23 protein-coding genes and 2 pseudogenes are annotated in these 25,113 nt (G+C 41.2%); 14 read left to right on the top strand and 11 right to left on the bottom strand.

Translation table 11 applies throughout. From position 1 onward, the window contains the following. Nucleotides 1-96: 96 nt before the first annotated feature. Nucleotides 97-435, bottom strand: coding sequence for a DMT family protein (locus B9T29_RS15255; protein WP_086176740.1), 339 nt, complete (start codon nucleotides 433-435; stop codon nucleotides 97-99). Between the two features lie 253 nt (nucleotides 436-688). Here B9T29_RS15255 and mpl point away from each other — a divergent pair, with 253 nt between their 5' ends. Together mpl and B9T29_RS15245 are read left to right on the top strand one after the other, a co-directional pair. Next, complete coding sequence (mpl, locus tag B9T29_RS15250) at nucleotides 689-2,053, top strand: UDP-N-acetylmuramate:L-alanyl-gamma-D-glutamyl-meso-diaminopimelate ligase (RefSeq protein ID WP_086176731.1); 1,365 nt, start codon at nucleotides 689-691, stop codon at nucleotides 2,051-2,053. Nucleotides 2,054-2,129: 76 nt separating this feature from the next. Next, entirely contained in the window at nucleotides 2,130-3,008 is an 879-nt protein-coding gene (locus tag B9T29_RS15245; protein ID WP_086176730.1) for a DUF3800 domain-containing protein, read from the top strand. A 105-nt stretch (nucleotides 3,009-3,113) separates the two neighbouring features. Here B9T29_RS15245 and B9T29_RS15240 read toward each other — a convergent pair whose 3' ends face one another. Beyond that, entirely contained in the window at nucleotides 3,114-3,566 is a 453-nt protein-coding gene (locus B9T29_RS15240; RefSeq protein WP_086176729.1) for a type II toxin-antitoxin system PemK/MazF family toxin, read from the bottom strand. 498 nt (nucleotides 3,567-4,064) lie between these two features. On the opposite strand from B9T29_RS15240, the gene B9T29_RS15235 reads away from it, so the two are divergent. After that, the gene (locus B9T29_RS15235; RefSeq protein WP_086176728.1) at nucleotides 4,065-5,147 is read left to right on the top strand and encodes a zinc-dependent alcohol dehydrogenase family protein; all 1,083 of its coding nucleotides are present in this window, start codon (nucleotides 4,065-4,067) and stop codon (nucleotides 5,145-5,147) included. Between the two features lie 55 nt (nucleotides 5,148-5,202). On the opposite strand, the gene B9T29_RS15230 is transcribed toward B9T29_RS15235, so the two are convergent. Continuing rightward, nucleotides 5,203-5,487: a GNAT family N-acetyltransferase gene (locus tag B9T29_RS15230; protein WP_086176727.1), complete on the bottom strand. Its 285-nt coding sequence runs from the start codon at nucleotides 5,485-5,487 to the stop codon at nucleotides 5,203-5,205. 83 nt (nucleotides 5,488-5,570) lie between these two features. Beyond that, nucleotides 5,571-5,806, bottom strand: a pseudogene (locus B9T29_RS15225) (GNAT family N-acetyltransferase). Between the two features lie 175 nt (nucleotides 5,807-5,981). Between B9T29_RS15225 and B9T29_RS15220 the strand changes: the two are divergent. The 5 genes from B9T29_RS15220 (at nucleotide 5,982) to B9T29_RS15200 (ending at nucleotide 11,165) form a co-directional block, all read left to right on the top strand. After that, a complete protein-coding gene (locus tag B9T29_RS15220) occupies nucleotides 5,982-7,172 on the top strand; it encodes a sugar transporter (RefSeq protein WP_086176726.1) in 1,191 nt (396 codons plus the stop codon). A gap of 316 nt (nucleotides 7,173-7,488) precedes the next feature. Next, nucleotides 7,489-8,439 carry a TerC family protein gene (locus tag B9T29_RS15215; protein WP_086176725.1) on the top strand — a complete coding sequence of 317 codons (951 nt, stop codon included), beginning with the start codon at nucleotides 7,489-7,491 and terminating at the stop codon, nucleotides 8,437-8,439. Nucleotides 8,440-8,660: 221 nt separating this feature from the next. Continuing rightward, nucleotides 8,661-9,977, top strand: coding sequence for a guanine deaminase (gene guaD / locus B9T29_RS15210; protein WP_086176724.1), 1,317 nt, complete (start codon nucleotides 8,661-8,663; stop codon nucleotides 9,975-9,977). A 222-nt stretch (nucleotides 9,978-10,199) separates the two neighbouring features. Beyond that, nucleotides 10,200-10,727, top strand: coding sequence for a hypoxanthine phosphoribosyltransferase (gene hpt / locus B9T29_RS15205; RefSeq protein WP_086176723.1), 528 nt, complete (start codon nucleotides 10,200-10,202; stop codon nucleotides 10,725-10,727). 180 nt (nucleotides 10,728-10,907) lie between these two features. After that, complete coding sequence (locus tag B9T29_RS15200) at nucleotides 10,908-11,165, top strand: GlsB/YeaQ/YmgE family stress response membrane protein (RefSeq protein ID WP_086176722.1); 258 nt, start codon at nucleotides 10,908-10,910, stop codon at nucleotides 11,163-11,165. An 84-nt stretch (nucleotides 11,166-11,249) separates the two neighbouring features. On the opposite strand, the gene B9T29_RS15195 is transcribed toward B9T29_RS15200, so the two are convergent. After that, on the bottom strand, nucleotides 11,250-11,951 hold the full coding sequence (locus B9T29_RS15195) for a DsbC family protein (RefSeq protein WP_086176721.1): 702 nt from the start codon (nucleotides 11,949-11,951) through the stop codon (nucleotides 11,250-11,252). Between the two features lie 81 nt (nucleotides 11,952-12,032). Further along, nucleotides 12,033-13,042 (bottom strand): annotated as a pseudogene (gene dmeF / locus B9T29_RS15190) (CDF family Co(II)/Ni(II) efflux transporter DmeF). Nucleotides 13,043-13,103: 61 nt separating this feature from the next. On the opposite strand from dmeF, the gene B9T29_RS15185 reads away from it, so the two are divergent. The 3 genes from B9T29_RS15185 to B9T29_RS15175 all read left to right on the top strand — a co-directional run bounded on the left by B9T29_RS15185 (nucleotide 13,104) and on the right by B9T29_RS15175 (nucleotide 15,908). Beyond that, nucleotides 13,104-13,370, top strand: a complete 267-nt coding sequence (locus tag B9T29_RS15185) for a metal/formaldehyde-sensitive transcriptional repressor (RefSeq protein WP_086176739.1) — start codon at nucleotides 13,104-13,106, stop codon at nucleotides 13,368-13,370. Nucleotides 13,371-13,525: 155 nt separating this feature from the next. Continuing rightward, a complete protein-coding gene (locus B9T29_RS15180; RefSeq protein ID WP_086176720.1) occupies nucleotides 13,526-14,671 on the top strand; it encodes an MFS transporter in 1,146 nt (381 codons plus the stop codon). A 1,018-nt stretch (nucleotides 14,672-15,689) separates the two neighbouring features. Then, nucleotides 15,690-15,908 carry a hypothetical protein gene (locus B9T29_RS15175; protein ID WP_086176719.1) on the top strand — a complete coding sequence of 73 codons (219 nt, stop codon included), beginning with the start codon at nucleotides 15,690-15,692 and terminating at the stop codon, nucleotides 15,906-15,908. A 644-nt stretch (nucleotides 15,909-16,552) separates the two neighbouring features. Here B9T29_RS15175 and mnmE read toward each other — a convergent pair. The 5 genes from mnmE to rpmH form a co-directional block, all read right to left on the bottom strand. Then, nucleotides 16,553-17,908 carry a tRNA uridine-5-carboxymethylaminomethyl(34) synthesis GTPase MnmE gene (gene mnmE, locus B9T29_RS15165; RefSeq protein ID WP_086176718.1) on the bottom strand — a complete coding sequence of 452 codons (1,356 nt, stop codon included), beginning with the start codon at nucleotides 17,906-17,908 and terminating at the stop codon, nucleotides 16,553-16,555. Nucleotides 17,909-18,007: 99 nt separating this feature from the next. Next, nucleotides 18,008-19,762 carry a membrane protein insertase YidC gene (gene yidC, locus B9T29_RS15160; RefSeq protein ID WP_086176717.1) on the bottom strand — a complete coding sequence of 585 codons (1,755 nt, stop codon included), beginning with the start codon at nucleotides 19,760-19,762 and terminating at the stop codon, nucleotides 18,008-18,010. Between the two features lie 5 nt (nucleotides 19,763-19,767). Then, nucleotides 19,768-20,088 carry a membrane protein insertion efficiency factor YidD gene (yidD, locus tag B9T29_RS15155; protein ID WP_086176716.1) on the bottom strand — a complete coding sequence of 107 codons (321 nt, stop codon included), beginning with the start codon at nucleotides 20,086-20,088 and terminating at the stop codon, nucleotides 19,768-19,770. Between the two features lie 9 nt (nucleotides 20,089-20,097). Continuing rightward, nucleotides 20,098-20,487, bottom strand: coding sequence for a ribonuclease P protein component (rnpA, locus tag B9T29_RS15150; protein WP_086176715.1), 390 nt, complete (start codon nucleotides 20,485-20,487; stop codon nucleotides 20,098-20,100). A gap of 30 nt (nucleotides 20,488-20,517) precedes the next feature. Continuing rightward, nucleotides 20,518-20,652 (bottom strand): 50S ribosomal protein L34, encoded by a 135-nt coding sequence (rpmH, locus tag B9T29_RS15145; RefSeq protein ID WP_000831329.1) that lies wholly within the window; start codon nucleotides 20,650-20,652, stop codon nucleotides 20,518-20,520. A 664-nt stretch (nucleotides 20,653-21,316) separates the two neighbouring features. Between rpmH and dnaA the strand changes: the two genes are divergently transcribed. The 3 genes from dnaA to recF all read left to right on the top strand — a co-directional run bounded on the left by dnaA (nucleotide 21,317) and on the right by recF (nucleotide 25,060). Next, entirely contained in the window at nucleotides 21,317-22,696 is a 1,380-nt protein-coding gene (dnaA, locus tag B9T29_RS15140; RefSeq protein WP_086176714.1) for a chromosomal replication initiator protein DnaA, read from the top strand. 108 nt (nucleotides 22,697-22,804) lie between these two features. Further along, nucleotides 22,805-23,950 (top strand): DNA polymerase III subunit beta, encoded by a 1,146-nt coding sequence (dnaN, locus tag B9T29_RS15135; protein ID WP_086176713.1) that lies wholly within the window; start codon nucleotides 22,805-22,807, stop codon nucleotides 23,948-23,950. Between the two features lie 27 nt (nucleotides 23,951-23,977). Next, nucleotides 23,978-25,060, top strand: a complete 1,083-nt coding sequence (gene recF, locus B9T29_RS15130) for a DNA replication/repair protein RecF (RefSeq protein ID WP_086176712.1) — start codon at nucleotides 23,978-23,980, stop codon at nucleotides 25,058-25,060. Nucleotides 25,061-25,113: the final 53 nt, after the last annotated feature.

Below are 25,113 nucleotides of genomic sequence, written 5' to 3'. Positions count from 1 at the left end.
GACTGATTTTTCATCTCACCAAAATTTAACAGCCTACGCAGGTGGATATTTTCAATCTTTTTTATAGAAATAGATAAAAATAGGGCAGTGGTCAGTTTATTGACTACGAAAGACAAAATAAATACAGCCCAGCAAACATAGACCCGCCCACAGATAATCCAGTTTAAAAGGCTGCTTAAACATCAAAATCATAAAGGGGACAAAGACCAATAAAGTCACCACTTCTTGGGTGATTTTCATCTGTCCCATGGCCCAGCCTTGTTGCGCCAGCAGGCGAGTAGCCGGAATCATAAAACTATATTCAAGTAAGGCAATCAGCCAGCCAAATAAAATGGCTTGCCAGAGCGGGGCACCATGTAAAAATTTAAGATGCCCATACCAGGCCAAGGTCATGAAACAATTAGAAATAATTAAAAGCAATAAAGGAAAGAACATGGCAAATTGATCTGGTGCTGTTGTGCGTATTTTACGTTTTTCCTGCAAAAAAGCATGTTATTTGCGTACCGTTTTTTACTCCCTAAATACAGCATACAGGCTCAAAATAAAGCACCTGCTGCAATGCCATGAATAGATACAAGAAAGACTATCTTTTCCACAAAACCCTTGATATCGTTGCTTTCAAATTGAATCGATAATGACAACACCACCAACAACGTGATGTGTCTAAAAAGCAGTGGAGTTAAAACGCATGCATCTGCATATTTTGGGTATTTGTGGCACCTTTATGGGCTCGCTCGCATTATTGGCACGTGATTTGGGACATAAGGTGACGGGTTCAGATGCAAATGTCTATCCACCGATGTCGACCCAACTGGAAAATGCAGGCATCGGCTTAATGCAGGGCTATGACCGCAGCCACTTACAGCCGCATCCTGATCTGGTGATTGTGGGTAATGCCATGAAACGTGGCATTGATGCGGTGGAATACATGCTGAATGAAGGTCTGCCTTATATTTCAGGTCCGCAATTTTTGGCAGATCACGTTTTACAAGGCAAACATGTACTTGGCGTAGCAGGTACCCACGGTAAAACCACAACCACGACCATGCTGGCTTGGGTATTAGATCAAGCCGGTTTAAACCCGGGCTTCCTGATTGGCGGTGTCCCTTTAGGTTTCACTGAAAGTGCACGTTTAGGTGGTGGCAAATATTTCTGCGTAGAAGCCGATGAATATGATTCTGCTTTCTTCGACAAACGTTCCAAGTTCGTGCATTACCACCCAAAAACTGCGATTTTAAATAACCTTGAATTTGACCATGCCGATATCTTTGATGATCTGGCTGCAATCCAAAAACAGTTCCACCATTTAGTCCGTACCATTCCAAGTGAAGGCCGCATCATTGCACCAATCACTGAAACCAATATTGATGAAGTTCTGGAAATGGGCTGCTGGACACCTGTGGTTCGCACTTCATTAGAGGCCAACGAGAAAGCATCCCTTTCTGCCGAACAGTTATCAAATGATGGTTCGCACTTTAAAGTGCTGGAAAACGGCGTAGTTAAAGGCATTGTTAAATGGAATATGACCGGACAGCACAGTGTTGCGAACGCTTTAGCCACCATTGCTGCGGCGGAACATGTCGGTGTTTCGATTGAAACTGCCTGCGAAGCATTGTCGAATTTCGGCGGTGTGAAACGCCGTATGGAATTGCTGGATACGGTAAAAGGCATTGAAATATATGACGACTTTGCCCACCATCCAACCGCGATTGAAACCACTTTAGAGGGCGCACGCAAACGCTTAGGTGAACGTAAGCTTTGGGCGATTATTGAACCTCGTTCAAATACCATGCGTATGGGTAGCCATAAAGACGGTTTGGCGCATTCCGCACGTTTGGCTGATGAAGTGATCTGGTATCAACCGGAAGGTTTGGACTGGGATTTACAACCGGTGATTGACGCTGCACCCAACAAAGCCATTGTGGCACGTTCACTGGATGACATCATCAAAACTGTAGCCGGTGAAGCAGGCGAGGGCGATGCTGTGGTGATTATGTCGAATGGCGGTTTTGGTGGGCTACATCAGAAATTAATTAGTGCTTTAAAAGCATAATTTTTAAACCCTATTATTATTTTAAATAATAATAGGGTTTTATTTTTTAAGCTATTTTTGGATTTATCAACTAAGAATGAAAAAATTCCTAATTTATGCAGATGAGGCTTGGACACAAGATCTCAAGGATTCGCATAATCGTTATTATTGTTTTTTTGGTGGTTTTCTAGCTACTCAACAAGAATTTAAACAATTTGAAAAAAATTTAACTCTTTTACAAAAACAATATAAACAATCAAAAGAAATAAAATGGGGAAATATTTCCAATTATAATATTAATTTTTACAAAGATATCATATGTTTAGTTGATAATTTTTTACGTGAAAATGAATTTGCCAAATACCGACAATTTTTTATGGATAGGCATCATCAATACATTGGTGAACCTACAACAGCATTAGATAGCCAATTTAAAATATATTATCAATTTCTTAAACATTCTTTCGGATTTCAATTTATTCCGTTCAAGAACATTGAAATATTATTTTATCTAGATACTCATTCAAGCCATCACCATAAAGAAAAGCTTATGGAATTTGCAATAGACTTACCTAGAGTATTAAATAGAAATGATATCCATATTCAAATAAAATTTATAGACAGTAAACGGTCTAAAGTACTACAGGTTTGTGATTTATTAATGGGAGCAGCTGGTTATTATGGAAATGCAATATTCGAAAGAAAAGTCAACGGACGAAAACAAATTACTAAACATCAAAAGTTAAAACGTGATTTTGGAAAAACAACCTACAATATGCTAAGAAAAATTGATGCAGATTTTAGAGGAAAGAAAGCATTTAACTGGTTCGAAAGTACAGGAATTGATGGTGATAAGACTAATCATTATTTTCATAAATTAAGAATATGGAAATTTATACCATCAGATTCTATCCCTAATTCAATTTGGTTAAATAAAAATCTGGGAAAAGGTAAAACACCTATTTCTATTAATTAAGTCTCTATAAATGACAAAGGACATCAGTATACTGATGTCCTCAAAACAGTATAAACGGGCTTGTCATCACCAATGTATATACTGGCTCTATTCAAACATAGAGTCTCATTCGCCCATTTCTGGAACACTTGTATTATGTTGTATTTTTAAGTGATTAGCAACAGCTGTTTTAATACTGTTCAGTTGAGTATCTGTAACGTTTAAGATTTCCCAAGTTTTTGTTCTTCCACGTATAACTTTGATTTTATTAATTCTTTCAATTGAAATGGTATAAATCAAATCACATTTAGCCCATACAGTTAAACGATCAATTGGACTAATAAGCTCAAAATGAAAATTAGCAATCTCCGATGGTTTAGTTGTACTTAACGGTACTACCGTAATAAGTTTTGAATTGTGTGGATGCTTTGCAATAACAACAACGGGTCGAATTTTTACTATTTCAGGCTCTATGTAACCTTGAAAATCACACATAACAATAGAGCCAATATTAGGTTGTTTATACAAAGCCATTATTAACCAATGATATAAAAATGAATTAGCCTGAGTATATTTCATCCCTTCATTTTTTTCATTTTTATTTCTTTTTTAAAGCTCAGCATCAGTTGATGCTTTACAAATTATTATATTTAAACTCTAACATTCACCTAGAAGTCCAATCACATCTAAACATCACAATGACACAATAAGTTTCAGGCATAATTTTTAATTATTTTTATAAAAATAATCCTCATAAATAACCTGAAATAAAAGTCCGTATTGATAATTTTTTGTCTTGAACCAGTTCAATCGTCATTAAATTAGAGCATTCTGTAAGCAAAACTGTCTAAGTAATGACTTCGTCAACGACTATTGCTAGCTTAGAGAGTGAAGCTCTGTGTATCCATGCCACAATTAAACAAGCGACAAATACCGCAGAGCCTCCAATATACTTCTTTCATGCTACTGCTCATATTTGGTTAGGCTCAATTTAAAGCAACAGGTTTCAATTTTGAGAAAAATTTAAAATATATCAATACGTAATGAAAGTAGGCGAATACTAAAAGGAACAAGCTAATGACAACAATGAAAGCAATGGTCTACTACGGCGAAAATGATATCCGCTTTGAAGATCGCCCCATTCCCCAAATTATTGATGCAACGGATGCAGTCATCCGGGTCACAAAAACCACCATTTGCGGTACAGATTTAGGCATCTGGAAAGGTAAAAACCCCGAAATTCAGGAAGAGGCCAAGAAGAAGACCGGTGGATTTAACGGTCGTATATTAGGTCATGAAGGGATTGGTATCGTTGAAGAAGTCGGCTCAGCCGTCAAGAATGTGAAAAAAGGCGATCGGGTTATTATTTCCTGTGTCAGCCGCTGCGGGACTTGTGAAAATTGTCAGAAACAACTCTACGCTCACTGCCGTAACGGAGGTGGCTGGATTATGGGCTACATGATTGATGGTGCTCATGCAGAATATGTCCGTACTCCTTTTGCCGATACCTCTTTATATCCCTTACCTAAAGGCTTAAACGAAGACATTGCCGTGTTTTTATCGGATGTACTGCCAACTTCACATGAAATTGGCGTGCGTTATGGCAATGTCAAACCCGGTGACAGTATCGCGATTGTCGGCACAGGCCCGATCGGGATGGGCTGCTTGCTGACTTCACAATTCTATTCACCTGCAACCATTATCGCCATTGATATGGATGATCATCGTTTAGCGCTGGCTAAAGAGCTGGGTGCCACCCATACCATTAATTCCGGCAAGGAAGATGCGATCCAACGGGTACTTGATATTACCGAAGGGCGAGGGGTCGATTGTGCGATAGAAGCAGTAGGTGCAGAGCCGACCTGGAACATTTGCCAGAACGTGGTAAAAGAGGGCGGTCATATCGCCAATGTCGGGGTACATGGCAAGCCAGTCAATTTTGAACTGCAAAAGCTCTGGATTAAAAACCTGACCATCACCACAGGTTTGGTGAATACCAATACCACCGGCATGTTACTGAAAACCTGTTGTTCCGGAAAACTGCCTTTGGAACGCTTAGCCAGCCATCACTTTAAATTTGATGAGTTTGAGAAAGCCTATGATGTGTTTAAACATGCCGCAGATGAAAATGCCATGAAGGTAATTATTGATATTGCCTAGTGGGCTGGAATGAGAAAAGCCCAGTTTTTTTGGGCTTTTTTAATCTATCTAGAATTTAGGCCGCAACATCTGCCAGGCTTTGATCACGTTTAAACATCACATCTACATAGGAACAGGTCGGTACAATTTTTAATTGGTTTTTACGAGCGAATTCCACCAATACATCCAGTAATTGACGTGCTGTACCCTGTCCACGCAAAGAATCATCTACCCAGGTATGATGGGCAATAATCTGATGTTCACCGCGCCATAAATAGCTAATTTCTGCAACACGTTCTCCTGCAGCATTCAGCTGGAAAAACTCGCCTTGTTGGCCGTTATCGTCATGTTGAAACTGCATAACTCTCCCTCATTTTTTGGCTTTAACTATAATCAGAATACTTTAAAAATACATTATTTCAATAGATCATGCAGGGTTAAATTCTAATCAAAAACGGATTTTGCAACAGGACAGAATGGAATAATTTTGACCTGTTTTTCTCGGGCCAACTGCACCACAGGCCAATGCCTTGTCTACGCAAAGTATCATCCACCAGGGTATGGTCAATAATCAGGATACCGTCATCGGCCCAGATATAGGTCATTTCAGCTAAAGGATGACGATGGTCACTGATATAAAATTCACATTTTTTGCCGTCATCTTTATGTTTAATCTCCAACATGATTATGCTCTGCTGAGAATCCAGATCCTCAACATGCCATAACTGCTGATGCCAGAGTGTTAAGTTTTTTACTGTTTTTGACCGCGTAGGATTTCTTTTTTAACGAGTGCTAAACTTAACAAGTGTAATATTTCCACCTAAACTTCAACGCAAATTCTTACATTATTTCACTATGTCATCTCCATCTTCTGAAATTTCAGCCAATCCCACCCGGCAATGGATTTGTGTCATTACTTTAGCTTTTGCAGCCTTTATTTTTAATACCACTGAATTTATCCCTGTGGCCTTGCTGAGTGATATTGGCCATAGTTTCAATATGCCGGCCACCGATGTCGGCATCATGATTACCCTGTATGCCTGGGTAGTCGCACCCATTTCACTGCCGATCATGTTGATCACCCGCAATATTGAACGGCGTTTTTTACTGATCAGCTTATTTATCGTGTTTATTGCCAGTCATGGCGTATCGTATTTCGCATGGAATTTTAACGTGCTGTTGGCCAGCCGGGTTGGCATTGCATTTTCCCATGCGCTGTTCTGGTCTATTACCGCATCCTTAGCGGTTCGTGTCGCGCCTAAAGGTAAAGAATTTCAGGCATTGGGTTTGCTGGCAACCGGGACGGCATTGGCCATGGTTTTAGGCATCCCGTTTGGCCGCATGATTGGTGAGGCCTATGGCTGGCGCAATACTTTTGCTTTAATTGCGATTGGTGCGGCAATCGTCTGTCTAACACTGGCAAAAACCTTACCCAAACTGCCCAGTGTCAATTCCGGCTCACTGAAAAGTCTGGGCATGCTATTTAAGCGTCCAAGCCTGATGATGGTGTTTGCTTTAACGGTGATCATCATTACTGCCCAATTTACCGCATACAGTTATATTGAACCCTTTGCGCTGAATATTGCCCAGTTTAGCTCGGCACAGACCACCAGTTTATTGCTGATTTATGGCGCTGCCGGTTTTATTGGTTCTTATCTGTTTGGGAAGTTTGGCAATCAATATCCCAAACTGATGATTCCCTTAAGCTGCTCTTTGTTAGCTTTTTCAATGTTGTTATTACTGCCCCTTGCGCAAGGTTTTATCAGCCTGAGTACACTCAGCTTATTTTGGGGCATGAGTATCATTTGCTTCAGCTTGGCGCTACAAGCCAAAACCCTGAATCTGGCTTCGGATGCAACCGATGTCGCCATGGCGATTTACTCCGGCCTGTATAATGTCGGTATTGGCGGTGGGGCATTGTTGGGGGGAATAGTCACGGCACATTATGGCTTAAGTCAGATTGGAATCGTGGGGGGCTTGATTGCTGCCTTAGGTACAGTGTTGGCATTCATTTTAGTGCAAGGTAAAGACTTCATTAAAATGTAAATGGAATAGATAAAATTTGCACTATCCATATAAATATGCGATTCTTCCCGCATATTTGGAGTTGATCCAAAACAAATTTGAGTAGAACAAGGGGAGTAGCCTCCTCCAAGCCATAGCATTTTGAAGTTTTAAAATGCGGTGGTGTCAGAATATCGTCATTACACTTTGCAAAAAGTCGGTATCTGAGCATCTGAATTTACAAACTGTGGATTTTCAGATGTAGGCAAGACCTTGATCATGTTGACATAGATGTTTAATTCATCTGGCAACAGGTCAAGGTTTTTTTATGGCCAGTTGCCGGGTGTGGAGTTTTGTTATGGAATCCATCGGTACCCCGGGATTGTATCTGGCTTTTTTTGCGATGGTGGCAGTCATGCTCATTATCGACTTCATTGGCTTTAAACACAAAGAAGACCAGCCCGTTAAAATTAGGTCAGCAGCCTATTGGAGCATTGCCTGGGTCAGTGTGTCCATGCTGTTCGCAGGCGGTTTATGGCTTTATTTACAGCAAACGGCGGGTGTTGCTTTAGCCAATCAAAAGACCATGGAATATTTTGCCGGTTATCTGTTAGAGAAATCACTGGCGATTGATAACGTATTTGTCTGGCTGATGATTTTTGCTGCCTTCGCCATCCCTCCGGCATTACAACGTAAAGTGCTGCTTTACGGTGTACTCGGTGCCATTGTTTTACGTACCATCTTTATTTTTATCGGTGCATGGTTCGTTCAGGAATTCTCTTGGGTGCTTTATATCTTCGGTGCCTTCCTGGTTTATACCGGTTTTAAATTTCTTAAAGGTCATGAAGAAAACCCGAATATTGAAGATATGGCCTTACTCAAGTGGTTACGCAAACATATCCGTATTACCCCTCAGCTAGATGGGCATAAGTTCTTTGTGCGTCAAAACGGCGTGTTATGGGCAACGCCATTATTTCTGGTGTTGATTTTAGTTGAAGCATCCGATGTAATTTTCGCGGTGGATTCTATTCCAGCTATTTTTGCAGTGACCAGTGATCCCTTTATTGTGTTGACCGCAAACTTAATGGCTATTTTAGGCTTGCGTGCCATGTTCTTCTTACTGGCAGGCGCGGCTTCTAAAATGCATTATTTACCCTATGGTCTCGGGATTATCCTGCTGTTCATTGGTTTTAAAATGTTGATGCTGGACGTGTTCCATATGCCAATCTGGATTTCACTTGGCTTTATTGTGATTGTACTGGCAATTACCACCTGGTTATCGATTCGATATAACAAGCAGCAAGAGTAACTGTAATTTTCAAATAAAAGATTCAGCCTTTCATCGTTGATGATGGAAGGCTTTTTTATCGGTTCTATTGCCATATTTTCTTGCTGTTACAAACTTCGAAATCCTCTTCAAAACCCTGCTTAATTTATAAAAGAGAGAAGGTGTTAAAACCAAGCGGTTACGGTTTAAATAAAAATTTCAGGTACAATCAATCGAAAAAACGAGAAATTAAAGGTTATTCCATGTCTTCCCTTCAAGCACAACGCGCCGTTCGTGGCCGCTTTCTTGATATTCAGCACACCGTTTCCCAAGCCTCCGACATTGCTCCAGCCATACGTTATATTGAAGATGGTTTAATCCTCCTGAATGCGGGAAAAATCAGCTGGTTTGGAACATGGGAAGAGGGAAAAGATCTGCTCAGCACCGATACGCCATTTGAGCATTATCCAGACAAGCTGATTGTGCCGGGATTCATCGATACCCATATTCATTTCCCGCAAACCGAGATGGTCGGTGCTTATGGGGAACAGCTACTGGAATGGCTGAATAGCTATACTTTCCCTACAGAATTGCAGTTTAAAGACAAAGCTTATGCCGATAAAATCGCGCAATTTTTTGTTCAGCAATTATTTAAAAATGGCACCACCACCGCTTTAGTATTTTGTAGTGTCCATACTGAATCAGTCGATGCATTATTTGAAGCCGCAGAACAGCAGCAAATGCGTTTAATTGCCGGCAAGGTGATGATGGATCGCCATGCGCCTGATGAACTGTGTGATACAGCAGAAAGTTCTTATCATGACTCTAAGGCACTGATTGAAAAATGGCACGGCAAAGGCCGTAACCTGTATGCCATTACTCCACGTTTCGCACCAACATCTACACCGGAACAACTTGCTCGGGCAGGGCAGCTGAAAGCTGAATATCCTGAGGTTTATGTACATACTCACTTAAGTGAAAACAAGAATGAAATTGCCTGGGTCAAGGAGTTATTTCCAGAACAAAAAGGCTATCTGGATGTTTATTACCACTATGGCCTGACCGGAGAGCGTTCGGTATTCGCGCATTGTGTACATTTGGAAGAGGCTGAATGGGACTGTATGCATGCCACCCACTCAGCAATCGCCTTTTGCCCAACCTCCAACCTGTTCTTGGGCAGCGGTTTATTTCCCTTGAAAAAAACCTGGGAAAAACAGGTCAAAGTCGGCTTGGGCACGGATATTGGTGCAGGAACTTCATTTAACCAGCTGCAAACCTTAAATGAAGCCTATAAAGTCCAGCAACTTCAGGGCGATAAACTCTCGGCATTTGAGTCCTTGTATCATGCAACCTTAGGCGGAGCCAAGGCCTTAGATCTGGACGATAAACTGGGTAACTTTAACTTGGGTAAAGAAGCCGATTTTATTGTGCTGGACTTGAAAGCCACAGCACTGCAAGCACTGCGTCAGGAACGCGCCAAAGGCATTGAAGATGCTTTATTTGCCCTGATGACTATGGGTGATGACCGCAATATTCATGCAACCTATATTTACGGAACGCCGGTATATGTCAAATCCTAAACCCCAAAAAATATCCAGAAAAAAGATCATCTTGATGATTGGAATTGCGGCGGTGTGTACTTTCCTGCTCAAGCGCGATACTGCACAGCTCAAGGCCTGATTAGATTTACAAACGCAAAAAAGATGCATCTCTTAAACAGATGTATTAAAATTAAAACAACTTTAGAGGTGTTGCTGGTCAACACCTTTTTTATTTTTTGATTTGCTTTTAGGTATCTCCCCATGACCGTTCATATGAGTGTGATGATCTCAACTGAAGAAATTCAAGCCAAAGTCAAAGAGCTTGGTGCAAAAATTGATGCTCACTATGCCAATAGTGACAAAGAATTGGTGCTGATTGGTTTACTTCGTGGTTCAGTTATTTTTATGGCTGATTTATGTCGTGCAATTAGCAAACCACACGAACTCGATTTTATGACGGTATCCAGTTACGGTGGCGGTACAGTTTCAAGCCGTGATGTCAAAATTTTAAAAGACCTCGACGGCGAAATTCGCGGTAAAGACGTGCTGATTGTTGAAGATATTATTGACTCAGGCAATACCTTAAGCAAGGTACTGGAAATTTTAAGCACACGCAGCCCTAACTCAATTGAGCTGTGTACTTTAATTAGCAAACCTTCACGCCGTGAAATTGAACTTGAAGTCAAATTTCTGGGCTTTGAAGTCGAAGATAAATTTATTGTCGGTTATGGCTTGGACTATGACCAAAAATATCGCCATATTCCCTTTATTGGTGAAATTGGTCTATAAGACTCGGATCAGATACTTAAGTGGCTTCGGCCACTTTTTTTATCCTTAAAATTTGATAAGGAACAAAAAAACAACAGTTTTTAGCAGGACTCAGCTGTTGTATTTTTTATAAATGATTAATTATGAACATGAAAGCGAATTGAAACAAAATAAACAAACGATAACAAAAGGAGAAGCCTCATGTGGTCACTTATAGTTGCGATCGTAGTCGGTTTTATTGCGGGTTTAATCGCACGCGCTATTCATCCCGGAAATGATAAATCAGGATTTATTGTCACCACCTTATTGGGTATTGCAGGTTCCTTACTGGCCACCTACGGTGGACGCTTACTCGGACTGTATGGTGAAAACTCCGCAGCAGGCTTTATTGCCTCGGTCATCGGTGCCATTATTATTCTGTTTATTTATAACCTCATCACCAAAAGATCAGGCGTTTAACCGCTATCTCATGATTGATTTAATCTCATAAAAAAAGCACCTCAACTGGTGCTTTTTTATAGGTCTATTGAGCAATCGAGAGAGTTACAAACCTAGCTCTTTCCAGATTTGTTCAATTTCTTGGGCAGGGTAGGCACCCATCACTTTAAATCCATTCGAGAAAATAATGGCAGGTGTGCCATTTAAACCCAGAGATTTTCCTAAAGCCAAATTACGATCCACAGGATTGGCACAAGTTTGTTTACTGGCTGGCTGAATACCTTTCGCAATCAAATTTGACCAAGCCAAGGCAGGATCTTTTTCACAGAACACCTGTTTGGAAACGGACACCGATTGGGTTTTGATTGGATAAATAAAAGTATAGATGGTGACATCATTTAACTTGCTTAGTTCAGTCTCAAGTTTTTTGCAATAAGGGCAATTTGGGTCAGAAAAGATCGCGATCTGGCGTTTTCCATTACCTCGCACGGTTTTGACTGCATCCTGCAAAGGCAGTTTTTTCCAGTCGATGCTGTTTTGTTTCAGCATTAAATCTTTGGTCAGATTTTTCTGGTCAGTTAAACGAAACATTGAACCCACCAGAATATGTTGTGCATCTTCGTTCAAATACACCACCTGACCATCCATTGAACCGCTATAAATTCCTTTCATTTCGGTGGTTTGAATATTTTCAATTTTCAGTTTTGGATGCTGTTTACTCAGGTTACTTTTCACCGTATCAACATTTGCCAGTGTTAAAGTTGAAATAAAACTGACCAGGGCAAATGCCAATGTTTTTTTAATCATATTTTTTGCTCATTACTTCAAAATTTTGCAGGCTGATTCTACTCAAAAATCAGCCTGCAATGCTTAAAATTTTAGCTCGCCTTACTGAAAACCCACAGATTTGCTCATCAAGGTTTCACGTGGAACATTGACATGATTTATAGCGGATTAATTTCTACCGAGATATGCACAATTTCCTCATGTATAGATAATGCTTCCCGTACCTGATCGGCATTTAGGCTGCTATTGGTGGCTAAAGCCAAAATGCAGGAAAATTTACCTTTGCCCACTTTCCAGACATGCAGGTCGGTAATTTCTACACTGGAAAATTCCTCAATGACCTCACGAATTTCCTGCACCACAGGATGATCCATTTCTGCATCCAGTAAGGTTTTTCCGGTTTCTTGAATGAGGCCCCAAGCCCATTTCCCCACCAGAATGGATCCAATGATGCCCAGTGCGGCATCCAGAAAAGTCCAATTCAAATACTTGGCAGCAAACAGGGCAATAATGGCAAAAACTGAAGTCACCGCATCGGCAACCACATGCATAAAAGCGGCTTTCTGGTTTAGGTCATGCTCGGTATGAGTATGCTCATTTTCATGATCGTGGTGATGGTGATGGTGATGGTGATGGTGATGGTGATGGTGATGGTGATGGTGATCATCATGCAGTAACCACGCGCAGATTAAATTAATCACCAGGCCCAAAATTGCAATCGGAATAGCTTGATTATAAAGAATATTAATCGGATTAAGCAGTCGTTCTATGGATTGAAAGGCCATAAACAGCGCCACCACCATCAACAAGATGGCGCTGCTATAGCCTGCCAAAATTTCAATTTTCCAGGTGCCAAAACTAAAACGATGATCCTGCGCGTAACGACGTGCGGAACGGTAAGCAAAATAAGCCAGTCCCAGCGCCAGCATATGTGAACTCATGTGCCAGCCATCGGCCAGCAAGGCCATAGAGTTGTAAATCCAGCCCCCAATCACTTCTACTAGCATCATCGCTGCCGTTAGAATGGTCGCCAGCAAAATGCGTTTTTGTGCCAGTGGATTTCCCTCATCAAACTGATGGGCATGTGTTCTGGTGAATGGGGCTTTTTGCATCGTCTTAATCTTAGTGTTTAAATATACTCCCCCATAGTATATTTATTTTTGGAGTGTTGTGTTGGGCCATTTACATCAAGACAAGAAAATTCTTAATCGTGTCAAACGCTTACAAGGACAAATTCATGCCGTAGAGCAGGCTTTGCAACAGCCGGACAATTCCTGTATCAGTGTTTTACAACAGGTGGCAGCCATTAAAGGTGCGGTCAATGGTTTAATGAATGAATTAATCGAATCCCATTTGCGTCATCACGTGATTGGGGAACAGGCCGACATCAATCAACAGGAACTGGATGAATTTTTAAAATTATTAAAGCGTTACGGCTAAATCTTTACATCTTGTAAATTGACCTTCCAAGTAAATCGCAATTAAACTCCTGATATATACCTTCTACTTTCTCAATACGTGAAATTTAGTTTTAAACTTCGCGTATTTTTGCGACCCTCTAAATGACACATTCTCAATCATGGCGACCTTTTATCATGGTCAGCCTGGCACTGATTATGGGAACAATCGGAACTGCACTGGCTAGTCCGTTATATCCCATTTACCAGGCTCTCTGGGGGTTAATGCCTAGCCAGATCACCTATATTTTTGTCGCTTACATGTTTGGCTGTCTGGCCACACTGTTATTTCTGGGCCGTCTCAGTAATAGCATCGGTTTTTTACGTAGCCTGCAAATTGGGATGGGTTTTATTATTCTCGGTTTGGGCCTGTCCAGCATTGCTGCAAATACGGTATGGCTGGCTGTCGGCCGTTTTATTATTGGCATTGCCTCCGGTCTGATTAGTACCTCAGCCATGCTGGGACTGATTTATACCATTCCTGAACCTTACAAAAACAGTGCACCTCAGTTGAGTTCAGTGATTACCGTCATCGGGTTTGGATTGGGACCGTTTATTGGCGGGGTGATTGCGCAATTTTCCGCACATCCCGTGCTAACGCCTTATCTTCCGGTGATATTGGGAGCCATTATCTGTTTAGGCGGTCTGTATGCGATTAAAACCCCGAGCTTTGAATCACAACCATTTTCTATGGCACCTCATCTAGAGTTGCCCCAACCGCAGTATAAATCGCTGTTTTATATTGCCGGGTTTACCGCATTTGCTGCATTTGCTTCATTCAGCCTGTTTGCCTCACTTGCACCTTCCTTTGTGAAAGAAGCCATTCCCTGGCATGGTCCTTTGGTCAGTGGTTCAACCATTGCCAGTATTTTGCTGGTTTCAGCCCTGGTGCAGTTCTTTGCCAAATCTCTTCCCTCGGGCAAATGTTTGAATTACGGTTTAATCACCTTAATGATGAGTTATCTATTACTCGGTTTATGTATGACCCAGCACTGGAGTCAGCTATTCTTTATCAGTGATATTCTGCTTGGCATCGGTCACGGGTTGGGACTGCTGGGAGCCTTTGGTCTGGTGCATCAGATGACCAATAGCAACAACCGTGCTGCAGTAATCTCTACCTATTTGTTTATTGGTTATCTCGGCACCATTATCCCGATTATTGCGGCAGGCTATCTGTCCGATCATTTTGGCTTGGTGAGCGGTGTTTTGGGCTTTTGTATCGGTGTAGGCTTACTCTGTTTAAGCTTATTGCTTTGGCATAAAAAACTTGAGCACGCAGCATAAAAAAGTCCTCAGTTGAGGGCTTTTTTATTTCATACACATAAATTTACCTGCCATACAAAAAGCTATCCAAATAGGCTTAGAGTGTAATGGATAGAAGTGCTAGTTATACATGCTTGCATTTCTGATTGATGGAGGTGGAAGATGAAAAAGATGAAATTGTTAAAGGTGATTGGTACATGTGCGATAGCCGGTTATTGTTTTAAGAAGGCTACATGTAAGCAGAAAAACCCAAAATCTAATGATTTTAGAGACATTGAGCAACATAACAAGACACAAAATGATACTGTTTAATTGACTGACAGGCCTCACAATTTTGTGAGGTCTTTGATTTTTCAGAGGCATGCTTTTGAGCAAACAGCTAAATTTTTTTAATTCATGGAAAGCTAAAATCTATTTTAAAAATGATGATCGTTGTCTATCAAAAAATTAAAAAATAACCCAAAACAAACAAGAAAAAACGATTTCTGCATATTTTATATACTTTGTAATTTGCTTCGAAGTGATAATTTTTTAATCACACTAAAGAGAACGCAGCGTTAATAAAAATAATAAAATGGTTATCAAACTCAAGCCCGCTTAACTCAATCCCCAAGTTAAGTGGGCTTTTTTTAATATTTAATTATTTTTAATAATCTTTATTTAATACAATGATTTAATTAATAATATTTTTTAACTTTTGATATATTTTTCCACTGAAAATTAGTTTATTAGTATACAAAATGGTCAACAGAAACAGCTGTAGTTTCTGAATGGCCTTTCGAGGTCCTTAGTTTTGCCCATACATCCATGTTAGGGCATTTTTTTTGCTAGGAGCAAAGTGATGCTCCGATTTTTAATCTGCTTATTTGGTTTTCATCGTGCCACTAAAAATGATTACACAAGGGATAATGAAGAAATCAAGGTGTGTGGTGATTGCTTGAAATAAAATAGGAGGGTCTGAAAGTATAAAATTATTCTCTACATTTGGGATTTTGTATTCAGGTTATAATTGTATTTTTGGTAATCAATGGTGACCAAAATGACCTATCCCAACCCCATAACATATGAAGAATTATTTACTAAACTCCACGAAGCCATTGCTAAGCGAGAGAATAATCCGGTTCGTTTAAAAGAGCCTTTAGATGCTATCAATAAGGGCGCTATTTTAGAATTGAAAGAATATTGTCGCAAACACACTTTTAATTTTCAAACTCATTTAGAGGGCGAAAATACATTTGTGATTACCGTAGAGTATTAATTTAATCCAGTTTTTTAGAAAATTATTCTGTATTCATGTATTTGATTATGAGTCTGACATATTCGCTTGTGTTGAAGGCTGAAAGGCGTGCAATACAAAATCTGGGTAATTTATCCCTTGCCAAACATGCTTGGCACATAAGATCCCGTCTAGATAACCAACTTGGCGGGGTTGAACGATTTGATTCGTACTACTGATACGAATGTGGATTGGCTTAGTGAATACCTAAACGACATTCATGCATTCAGCAATAAGCATGGATGTTATCTACATACGCCAGATGATTTGATGTTTGCGTGGACACCTATTTATCAGTAAGAATGGAATCACAATATTCGGACCATACAGTTTCTTACCAGAGTTACCTACATTGAATAATTCTAGTTTTGCGAAAGTGTTTCTCTGAACCATAGCAAGCGTTGAGTAAGCCAAGCCAAATCCATAAGATCAGGATATTGCTGCTGGGATATTGATATAACTTCAACTCCATCAATTAAATCTCCTATATTTAGTTGAGGAGCGGTTCTACTCTCTACAGGGATGAGGTAAAGACATTAAAAAAGCATTAAATTATTAAAACTTAATGCTTTTTAATTTACATAGTAATCTATTGGAACTTATTGGAATAATGGCTTAAATTGAGATTACTTTCCGATACAAAACGATCCAAAGATTTTTCCCAATAAATCATCAGCACTAAAGTCACCAGTAATTTCACCCAAGGCATTCTGGGCAAGTCGCAGTGACTCTGCGACCAACTCCCCGGCATGGTAAACCACCAGTTGCTCTTTTGCCTCAGCCAAATATGCCTGAGTGCGTTTCATTGCGTCTAAATGGCGGGTACGCGCAATAAAGGTATCTTCTTCCGGCTGGAAGCCCGCATGCGCTGTAATCGCTTCTATGAGCGATTGAACCCCAGTTTCCTGCTTGGCAGAGACAGTAATATGACGGAAACCTTGATAATCGCCAATTTCAGCCGCTGCACCGGTTAAATCACATTTATTGGCAATCAACATTAAGCGACGTGGTTCCAGATGTTCGGCAAAATAGTTTTGTGCCAGTTGCAGCGGATCATCACCCTGGCTTAGGTCATAGACCAACAGCAACAAATCGGCCTGTTCAATTTCTTTAATCGCACGGCGAATCCCTTCTTTTTCCACCACATCGCCGGTTTCGCGCAGCCCGGCAGTATCGGTCAGGGTAATCGGCAAGCCATTTAAAGTGATTTTTTCATGCAGCACATCGCGGGTGGTACCGGCAATATCGGTCACAATGGCACGCTCATTTCCGGCCAGAGTATTCAGCAAGGAAGATTTACCGGCATTGGGTTTACCCGCAATCACCACCTGTAAGCCTTCACGCAATAACTGGCCTTGGCGTGCCGAGGTTTGTACGGCAGCCACAGAACTCTGCACATCTTCCAGCAAGGCCAGAATCTTGCCATCGGCCAAAAAGTCGATTTCTTCTTCGGGGAAATCAATCGCAGCTTCCACGTGTAAACGCAGGTGGATCAATTTTTCTAAAACCGTATTCACTCGGGTCGAGAATGCACCCTGTAAAGAGCGTACCGCAGAACGAGCTGCTGCCTGTGAAGTGGCATCAATCAGATCGGCAATCGCTTCTGCCTGTACCAGATCCAGCTTGCCATTTTCAAAGGCACGCATGGAAAATTCACCGGCTTTGGCAGCAATTGCACCCAGTTCCAGCAAGCGGCCGAGTAAAGCATTTTGAATCACCGGGCCACCGTGACCTTGCAACTCCACCACATCTTCACCGGTAAACGAGTTAGGGTTGGGGAAGCAAATGGCCAGACCCTCATCCATCACTTCACCGGCCGCATCATAAAACTGGCGAAAACCGGCATAACGGGCTTTAGGCAGGGCTTTCTGGGTTAATGCTGCAGCAATGGCATAAGATTTTGGACCAGACAGACGAATTACCCCCACGCCACCACGCCCAGGTGGAGTTGCAATCGCAGCAATCGTAGTAAGGTTTTGCATAAAATTCACCTAAAAAATCCCAAATCACAGCCAAATAAAAATCCGCCTAAGATTACCATCTTAAGCGGATTTATTCAGCTATTCACAATCAGTCATTACTTAAACAACGTCGCGTTTTTCTCTTTCTTTTGCCACGCCTTTGTTGATCAGGCTTTGCTGCAAGATGGTAATACTGTTGTTGACAATCCAGTACATTACCAAGCCCGCAGGGAAGAACAACATAAATACAGTGAACATAATCGGCATGATTTTGAACACTTTCGCCTGCATCGGATCAGCTGGCTGCGGATTTAAAGACTGCTGAACAAACATGGTTAAACCCATCAGTAATGGCAGGATAAACCACGGATCCATTGCAGATAAATCTTGAATCCAGCCTAACCATGGCGCATGACGAAGCTCTACCGATTCCATCAATACCCAGTACAAGGCCAAGAAAATTGGCATTTGTAACAGCAGTGGCAAGCAACCTGAAAGTGGATTGACCTGTTCACGCTTATACAGCGCCATCATTTCTTGTGAGAAACGCATGCGGTCTTCACCAAATTCTTCTTTCATGCGTTGCATTTCGGGTGCAATCACACGCATTTTCGCCATAGAGCGGTAGCTCTTAGCCGATAATGGCCAAAGAATCATTTTCACCAACACAGTCAACAAGATAATTGACCAGCCCCAGTTACCGACAATGTTATGGAAGAACTGCAAACCTAAGAACAATAATTTGGCAATTGGCCACAACCAGCCATAATCCACAGTTTGATTCAAGCCTACAGCCAGGTCTTTCAATTCAGACTGTACTTTAGGACCTGAATAGAATGTGGCATCCACTTCCGCCGTGGTACCGGCAGGTACATTCATGGTCGGTGAAGTGAAACCAATAATATTCATTTTATCGGCAGATTGGCGAGATTCCAGTTTGGCACTATAAGGCTGACCATTGGCTTGAGTCAGTTTCAGATCACCCGGAATCCAGGCACTGACAAAATAATGCTGAACCACAGCCACCCAGCCACCTTTGGCTTCAACATTCAATTTTTCTTCATTGAAGTTGGTAAATTTCAGCTTGTTATAATGTTCATCTGGCGTACCCCAAGCTCCGCCCAGGAATGTACCGAGGGTGAAAATACCTTGAGAAGATTTACCTGGATCATCCGAGTTATCACGTTTGATTTGACCAAACATCTGACCTTGCCAGTTCTGGCCACTACGGTTTACCACTTTGTGGTTCACAATAATCGGATATTCACCTTGTTTAAAGGTAAATGTTTTAATGATCTCTACACCATCGGCAGTTTTATAGACCATCGGTACTGATAAAACTTTAACCGCTTGACCATCTTTGGTTTTTTCTGCTTTGGCATCTGCCAGGGTATAAGACGCTTTTTCAATCTCATACACCGGACGACCATTACGGTTACTGTCCGGTCCATTTAAACCAATCAGTCCAGACTGAGCAACATAAGTACGTTTTGCATCGCTTTCCAGCATCACAAACGGAGCATTACTGTCTTTATCTTTATCATGGTTCAATAATTCAATACGAACAATGTCACCACCTTTAGGATTAATCCAAAGATGATAAAGGTCAGTTTGTACTGAAATAAGCTGTTGACTTACAGGTGCGGCGGCATCTGTTGTAGTTTGCTGAGTAGCAATATTCGCTTGAGGCATGTCAGACGCTGTAGTAGCGGTTTGACCATTAGGCAAATCTGCAGATACTTCATGTGAAACAGCGGCAGTTTCTTGCTGCGGTTTAGTTTCTGCATGACCATAATCTTTTTGCCAAGCCAAAATAAGCAAATATGCGACGACAAACATGGCCCCTAGAATTGCAAACCTGGCCCATTGTTGCATATCTATTATCCCAAGTAGTTAGAGTGATTTCGGTTCAATAAACGATCACGAAAGGGTACAACAACGTGAAGCGTTTGAGAATCTATTTGCTGAAATGAAATAAAACGAATTGCCTTTGGCGGAACCGGATCATAACCCGAGCCCCCCCAAGGATGACAACGACAAATACGCTGAGTCGCTAACCACGCACCACGCACAGCACCATAGCTATGGACTGCTTCCAAAGAATATTGAGAACATGTTGGAATATAACGACAGCGGGGTCCCAATAAAGGACTAATCGCGATCTGATAGAATCGAATCAACCAATGCAGTAAACGTACCATTGGCCTTCTCTACTTTTGTGGGGAGGGAGCTATCTTTTTATGCTTTTTGGCAAGGCGTTGCAATTTCTGCCAAGCAAATTGTAATTGCTGCTGCAATTCCTCATTAGGGATTGCTTCAATACCCATTTTAGGCATGACCACAATATCTAATAAATCTAATTGCTGCTGATGCAGGCGAAAACTTTCACGAGCAAGACGCTTTACTCTATTTCTTTCATGTGCGCGACGCACTTTTTTCTTGGCAACAACAATACCCAAACGGCTTTTAGGCTGTTCGGAATTTTTAGCAAGAAATAAGAAATGGGGTTGATGCACTTTAAAAAGCGCACCATCAAACACACTTTTATAATCGGCAGCACAGCGTATGCGTACATCTGTGCTGAAGCCATAAAATGTCATAACACCCAAAATCGTAATAGCTTTAACAGATTAAACAGTTAAGCTATGACGACCTTTTGCACGACGGCGAGCTAATACTTGACGACCAGCTTTAGTAGCCATACGAGCACGGAAACCATGAACACGCTTACGCTTTAATTCTGATGGTTGAAATGTACGTTTCATATTGAAACTCCAAAAATGATCTTTCTATGAAGGTTCGCGATTTTAGTGTTCATTCAGTGAGCTGTCAATCAAAAATAAACTTTCTTTCAAAATAAGCATGTTTTTTAAAGATTCATCTTCTAAATGCAATTTTGAAATAATTTAAAGTTGTATCTATTTTATACACAGTGTAAATTATTGATTAATAAAGTAACATAAGTTATAAACAGAAATATTCACAATATTATCCACAACTTACTATTGATAAAAATGAATGCTGCTGGTTTTGAATTTAAATTTAAAACTTTTGCAAGTTATCCCCATAAAGTCGTGTCCTTATAAATAAATTCAAATTTATAAATTTAAATTTATTATTATTAGGGTGGGTTTTTTCTGTGGAAAAGCATATTTTATTTTTTATAAACATAAATTTAAATTGTGGATATCTATGTTTTTATGATTTTATTAAATTGTGGATAACTTTATGATATATTTTATCCACAGCTTGCGGATAAACTTATCCACACCATGATTTAAATTTAAATTTAATCGGAAATTTACTTTTTTGAGTGATATTTCCTGAATTTTGCCATGACAGATGTGGATAACTTCGATAGAATGGCGACCCGCTTGGTCGGACTCAAATGTTTTTTGTTATTAACAATGGAATGAATAGGGGTTTCACATGCTTTGGACAGACTGTCTAACTCGTTTGCGACAAGAGCTTTCGGGAAATGTCTTTACCATGTGGATTCGCCCCCTGGTTGCCGAAGAGCTTAATGACACTTTAAGACTGTATGCCCCCAATCCTTACTGGACCCGTTATATTCAGGAACACCATCTGGAACTGATCACCATTTTGGCTGAACAGATGTCTGAAGGTCGGGTACGTAAAGTTGAGATTTTGGTCGATTCTCGTCCAGGGGCAATTTTATCTGCCAATGAACAACCAGCAACTACTACAGCAGCCTTGCAATCAGTTCCGGCAGCTGTTTCCAAACCGAAAAAAGAAAAAGATGAAACCGGCAGTAAAAATAGCCGTAAACGTTTGCTCAATCCCTTATTTACTTTTTCACTGTTTGTTGAAGGCCGTTCCAACCAGATGGCCGCGGAAACCTGCCGTAAAGTTTTAACCCAGTTGGGGGCTTCACAGCACAATCCTCTATTTTTATATGGACCGACCGGTCTGGGTAAAACCCACCTCATGCAAGCTGTCGGCAATGCCTTGTTGCAGGCCAAACCCAATGCACGGGTGATGTATATGACCGCCGAGAGTTTTGTACAGGATTTTGTCAGCTCTTTACAGCAAGGCAAGGTGGAAGAGTTTAAAAAGAATTGCCGCTCGCTTGATCTGTTGTTGGTGGATGATATTCATTTGCTGGCGGGTAAAGAGGCCAGTCTGGTGGAGTTCTTTTATACCTTTAACGCGCTATTGGATGAATCGAAACAGATTATTCTGACTTCGGACCGTTATCCTAAAGAACTCACCGAACTGGATGCGCGTCTGGTTTCACGTTTTTCCTGGGGCTTATCGGTTGGGGTGGAACCACCAGATATTGAAACCCGAATTGAAATTTTGCTGAAAAAAGCCGAAAGCAGTGGGGTGGAATTACCGCGTAACTGTGCCTTGTTTATTGCACAGCAAGTGGTGGCCAATGTTCGTGAACTGGAAGGTGCACTGAACAAGGTGGTAGCGATTTCCCGCTTTAAAGGTACGCCGATTGATCTGGATGTGGTGCGTGAATCGTTAAAAGACGTGTTGGCTATTCGTGCCCGTACCATCAGTACTGAAAATATCCAGCGTGTGGTCAGTGAATATTTCCGTATCCCTTTAAAAGAAATTGTGGGTCCAAAACGTACCCGTATTTATGCGCGTCCACGTCAGCTGGCCATGGGCTTGGCACGTGAATTGACTGGTGACAGTTTCCCGGAAATTGGCATGGCATTTGGTGGTCGTGATCACAGTACTGTCATGCATGCCTGTGAAAAAGTCATCAGTCTGCGTGAGGAAGATCCGATCTTCAATGAAGACTATAAAAACCTGCAACGTCTGTTGCAAAGTTGATCCGATTTGATCAAATTCTATTCTTGCAATGCGGCATATTCTGCCGCATAGTACACTGCTAAAAACCCATTTATTTATTTTAATCTTCAGTCGTTAGAGGAATGTACCGTGCGTTTGAAAATCGCGAAAGAAAGCTTACTTAATGTTCTGTCACATGTCGTAGGAGCGGTTGAACGTCGCCATACTTTAAACATTCTGTCTAACGTCAAGATTCAAGTGAGCAATGAATCTTTAACCATTACCGGTTCCGATCTGGAAGTGGAATTGGTGGCGAGTACCACGCTGGCTGAAGGTGCTTGCTTGCAGGCTGGTGAAACTACAGTTCCTGCACGTAAACTGATGGATATCTGTAAATCATTGCCTGCTGCTGCATTGATTGACCTGCAAATCACTGAAGATCGCTGTATTTTAAAATCGGGCAATAGCCGTTTTGTGTTGGGCACTTTACCAGCTGAAGATTATCCGCTGTTAAGCACTGAAAATGCTCAAGGCACGCAAGTGACGGTAACGCAACGTGAATTAAAACGCTTGTTTGAAAAGACTGCATTTGCCATGGCGGTGCAGGATGTACGTTTCTATTTGACCGGTACCTTGCTTGAAATTGACCAGAATCAGCTTCGTGCAGTCACTACAGATGGTCACCGCCTGGCACTGTGTGAAACCGTTGCACAATCTACTGCAACTCAGCCGATCCAAGCAATTGTGCCACGTAAAGCGGTGGCAGAATTACAGCGTTTGCTCAGCATTGAAGATGAGCAATTGTCTCTGCTGATTGGCCGTGAACTGTTAAATGTAACCATTAGCACGCCAAGTCGCGATAAAGAGCAGGGCGATATCACGGTTCGTTTCACCACCAAATTGATTGATGGAAAATTCCCGGATTACCGTCGTGTGATTCCACGTGGTGGCGATAAAAACGTATTGATTGCGCATGATGTGTTTAAACAGTCATTGCAGCGTGTAGCGATTTTGAGTAATGAAAAATTACGTGGTGTGTTCCTGAATTTTGGTGCTGATTGTTTACAACTTCGCGCCAATAACCCGGAGCAAGATGAGGCGATTGAAGACCTGGCCATTCAATATGCGGATGCACCGATGGAAATGTCATTCAATGCCCAATACTTGTTAGATGTATTAGGTGCTTTGGATGGTGATGATGTCTATATGACCATGACTGAAGCCAACCAATCTGTATTGGTACACGATCCGGCACAACAAGATCAAACCTATGTGGTAATGCCGATGCGTGTTTAATTTGCAGATTTTTTACAAGATCAAATTATGTTTATCACGCGTTTAAATATAGAACGTGTTCGAAACTTAAAAACGGTTGCACTCCAAGAGTTGCAGCCGTTTAATGTCTTTTATGGGCAAAATGGTTCAGGTAAAACTTCGATTCTAGAGGCGATTCATTTGCTGGCGACCGGGCGTTCTTTTCGAACCCATATCCCGAAAAACTATATTCAAAATGAAACCAGCGACGCGATTGTTTTTGCGCAATCTGCGACTGAAAAAATTGGCATGCAAAAGCTGCTATCTGGTGAACAGCTGATTAAGGTCAATGGTGATCATATTGCCACCCAGGGGCAACTGGCCAAAATATTACCTTTGCAGCATATTGATCCACAAAGTACCGATATTATCGACTATGGTGCCAAACCCAGACGGCAACTGATTGACTGGTTGATGTTCCACGTGGAACCGGAGTTCTATCATGCCTGGCAGTATTATTCGCGTGCGTTAAAGCAACGCAACAGCTTGCTGAAATCCCGCCGTCATCTCAGTCTGCAAGATTTGGAACCGTGGAACAAAATGCTGGCTGAATATGGCGAAATGCTGCATTCGCAGCGTAGTGGCATTGTGGAACAGTGGAAAGTCTATTTTGAGCAGGATTTAAAACATTTGTTGCCCAATCTGGATGTTCAACTGGAGTATAGCCCCGGTTTTCATACCGAGCTTGGCTTGCTGCATGACTTGACTGTGCATCATCAGAAAGATGTGGATCGCCGTTATACCGAATACGGTCCACATCGTGCAGATTTGCGTTTAAAAACAGCCATGGGCGATGCAGACGTGGTGCTTTCACGCGGTCAGAAAAAGCTGCTGATTATGGCCTTAAAACTGTCACAGATTGCAATGCTGCATGCCTGTAATAAGGAAACTGTGGTATTATTAGATGATCTGACAGCAGAATTAGATTCAACTGCACAACGACGATTAATTGAACGATTGAGTCAGCTGGGTAGTCAAGTTTTTATTACCACTTTAGAGCATGAATCAGTCAAAAAACATTTACATGATTTGTCAATTTCATATCAATTATTCAAAGTTGAAAATGGTCAAGTTCAAGTTGTTGTGCACTAATTTTTAAATTTTACCCATCTTTGGATAGACCTATATTTCACTAGGGAGAAACC

This window comes from Acinetobacter sp. ANC 3903 (assembly GCF_002135315.1).
Lineage (GTDB): Bacteria > Pseudomonadota > Gammaproteobacteria > Pseudomonadales > Moraxellaceae > Acinetobacter.
Note: the sequence above shows the minus strand (reverse complement) of the source record. Positions and strands in the feature narration are given on the sequence as shown.

Excerpts from the sequence above, each read along its gene's own strand:
- B9T29_RS15255 (WP_086176740.1), bottom strand. The coding sequence starts at position 435 with ATGTTCTTTCCTTTATTGCTTTTAATTATTTCTAATTGTTTCATGACC.
- mpl (WP_086176731.1), top strand. The coding sequence starts at position 689 with ATGCATCTGCATATTTTGGGTATTTGTGGCACCTTTATGGGCTCGCTC.
- B9T29_RS15245 (WP_086176730.1), top strand. The coding sequence starts at position 2,130 with ATGAAAAAATTCCTAATTTATGCAGATGAGGCTTGGACACAAGATCTC.
- B9T29_RS15240 (WP_086176729.1), bottom strand. The coding sequence starts at position 3,566 with ATGAAATATACTCAGGCTAATTCATTTTTATATCATTGGTTAATAATG.
- B9T29_RS15235 (WP_086176728.1), top strand. The coding sequence starts at position 4,065 with ATGACAACAATGAAAGCAATGGTCTACTACGGCGAAAATGATATCCGC.
- B9T29_RS15230 (WP_086176727.1), bottom strand. The coding sequence starts at position 5,487 with ATGCAGTTTCAACATGACGATAACGGCCAACAAGGCGAGTTTTTCCAG.
- B9T29_RS15220 (WP_086176726.1), top strand. The coding sequence starts at position 5,982 with ATGTCATCTCCATCTTCTGAAATTTCAGCCAATCCCACCCGGCAATGG.
- B9T29_RS15215 (WP_086176725.1), top strand. The coding sequence starts at position 7,489 with ATGGAATCCATCGGTACCCCGGGATTGTATCTGGCTTTTTTTGCGATG.
- guaD (WP_086176724.1), top strand. The coding sequence starts at position 8,661 with ATGTCTTCCCTTCAAGCACAACGCGCCGTTCGTGGCCGCTTTCTTGAT.
- hpt (WP_086176723.1), top strand. The coding sequence starts at position 10,200 with ATGACCGTTCATATGAGTGTGATGATCTCAACTGAAGAAATTCAAGCC.
- B9T29_RS15200 (WP_086176722.1), top strand. The coding sequence starts at position 10,908 with ATGTGGTCACTTATAGTTGCGATCGTAGTCGGTTTTATTGCGGGTTTA.
- B9T29_RS15195 (WP_086176721.1), bottom strand. The coding sequence starts at position 11,951 with ATGATTAAAAAAACATTGGCATTTGCCCTGGTCAGTTTTATTTCAACT.
- B9T29_RS15180 (WP_086176720.1), top strand. The coding sequence starts at position 13,526 with ATGGTCAGCCTGGCACTGATTATGGGAACAATCGGAACTGCACTGGCT.
- B9T29_RS15175 (WP_086176719.1), top strand. The coding sequence starts at position 15,690 with ATGACCTATCCCAACCCCATAACATATGAAGAATTATTTACTAAACTC.
- mnmE (WP_086176718.1), bottom strand. The coding sequence starts at position 17,908 with ATGCAAAACCTTACTACGATTGCTGCGATTGCAACTCCACCTGGGCGT.
- yidC (WP_086176717.1), bottom strand. The coding sequence starts at position 19,762 with ATGCAACAATGGGCCAGGTTTGCAATTCTAGGGGCCATGTTTGTCGTC.
- yidD (WP_086176716.1), bottom strand. The coding sequence starts at position 20,088 with ATGGTACGTTTACTGCATTGGTTGATTCGATTCTATCAGATCGCGATT.
- rnpA (WP_086176715.1), bottom strand. The coding sequence starts at position 20,487 with ATGACATTTTATGGCTTCAGCACAGATGTACGCATACGCTGTGCTGCC.
- rpmH (WP_000831329.1), bottom strand. The coding sequence starts at position 20,652 with ATGAAACGTACATTTCAACCATCAGAATTAAAGCGTAAGCGTGTTCAT.
- dnaA (WP_086176714.1), top strand. The coding sequence starts at position 21,317 with ATGCTTTGGACAGACTGTCTAACTCGTTTGCGACAAGAGCTTTCGGGA.
- recF (WP_086176712.1), top strand. The coding sequence starts at position 23,978 with ATGTTTATCACGCGTTTAAATATAGAACGTGTTCGAAACTTAAAAACG.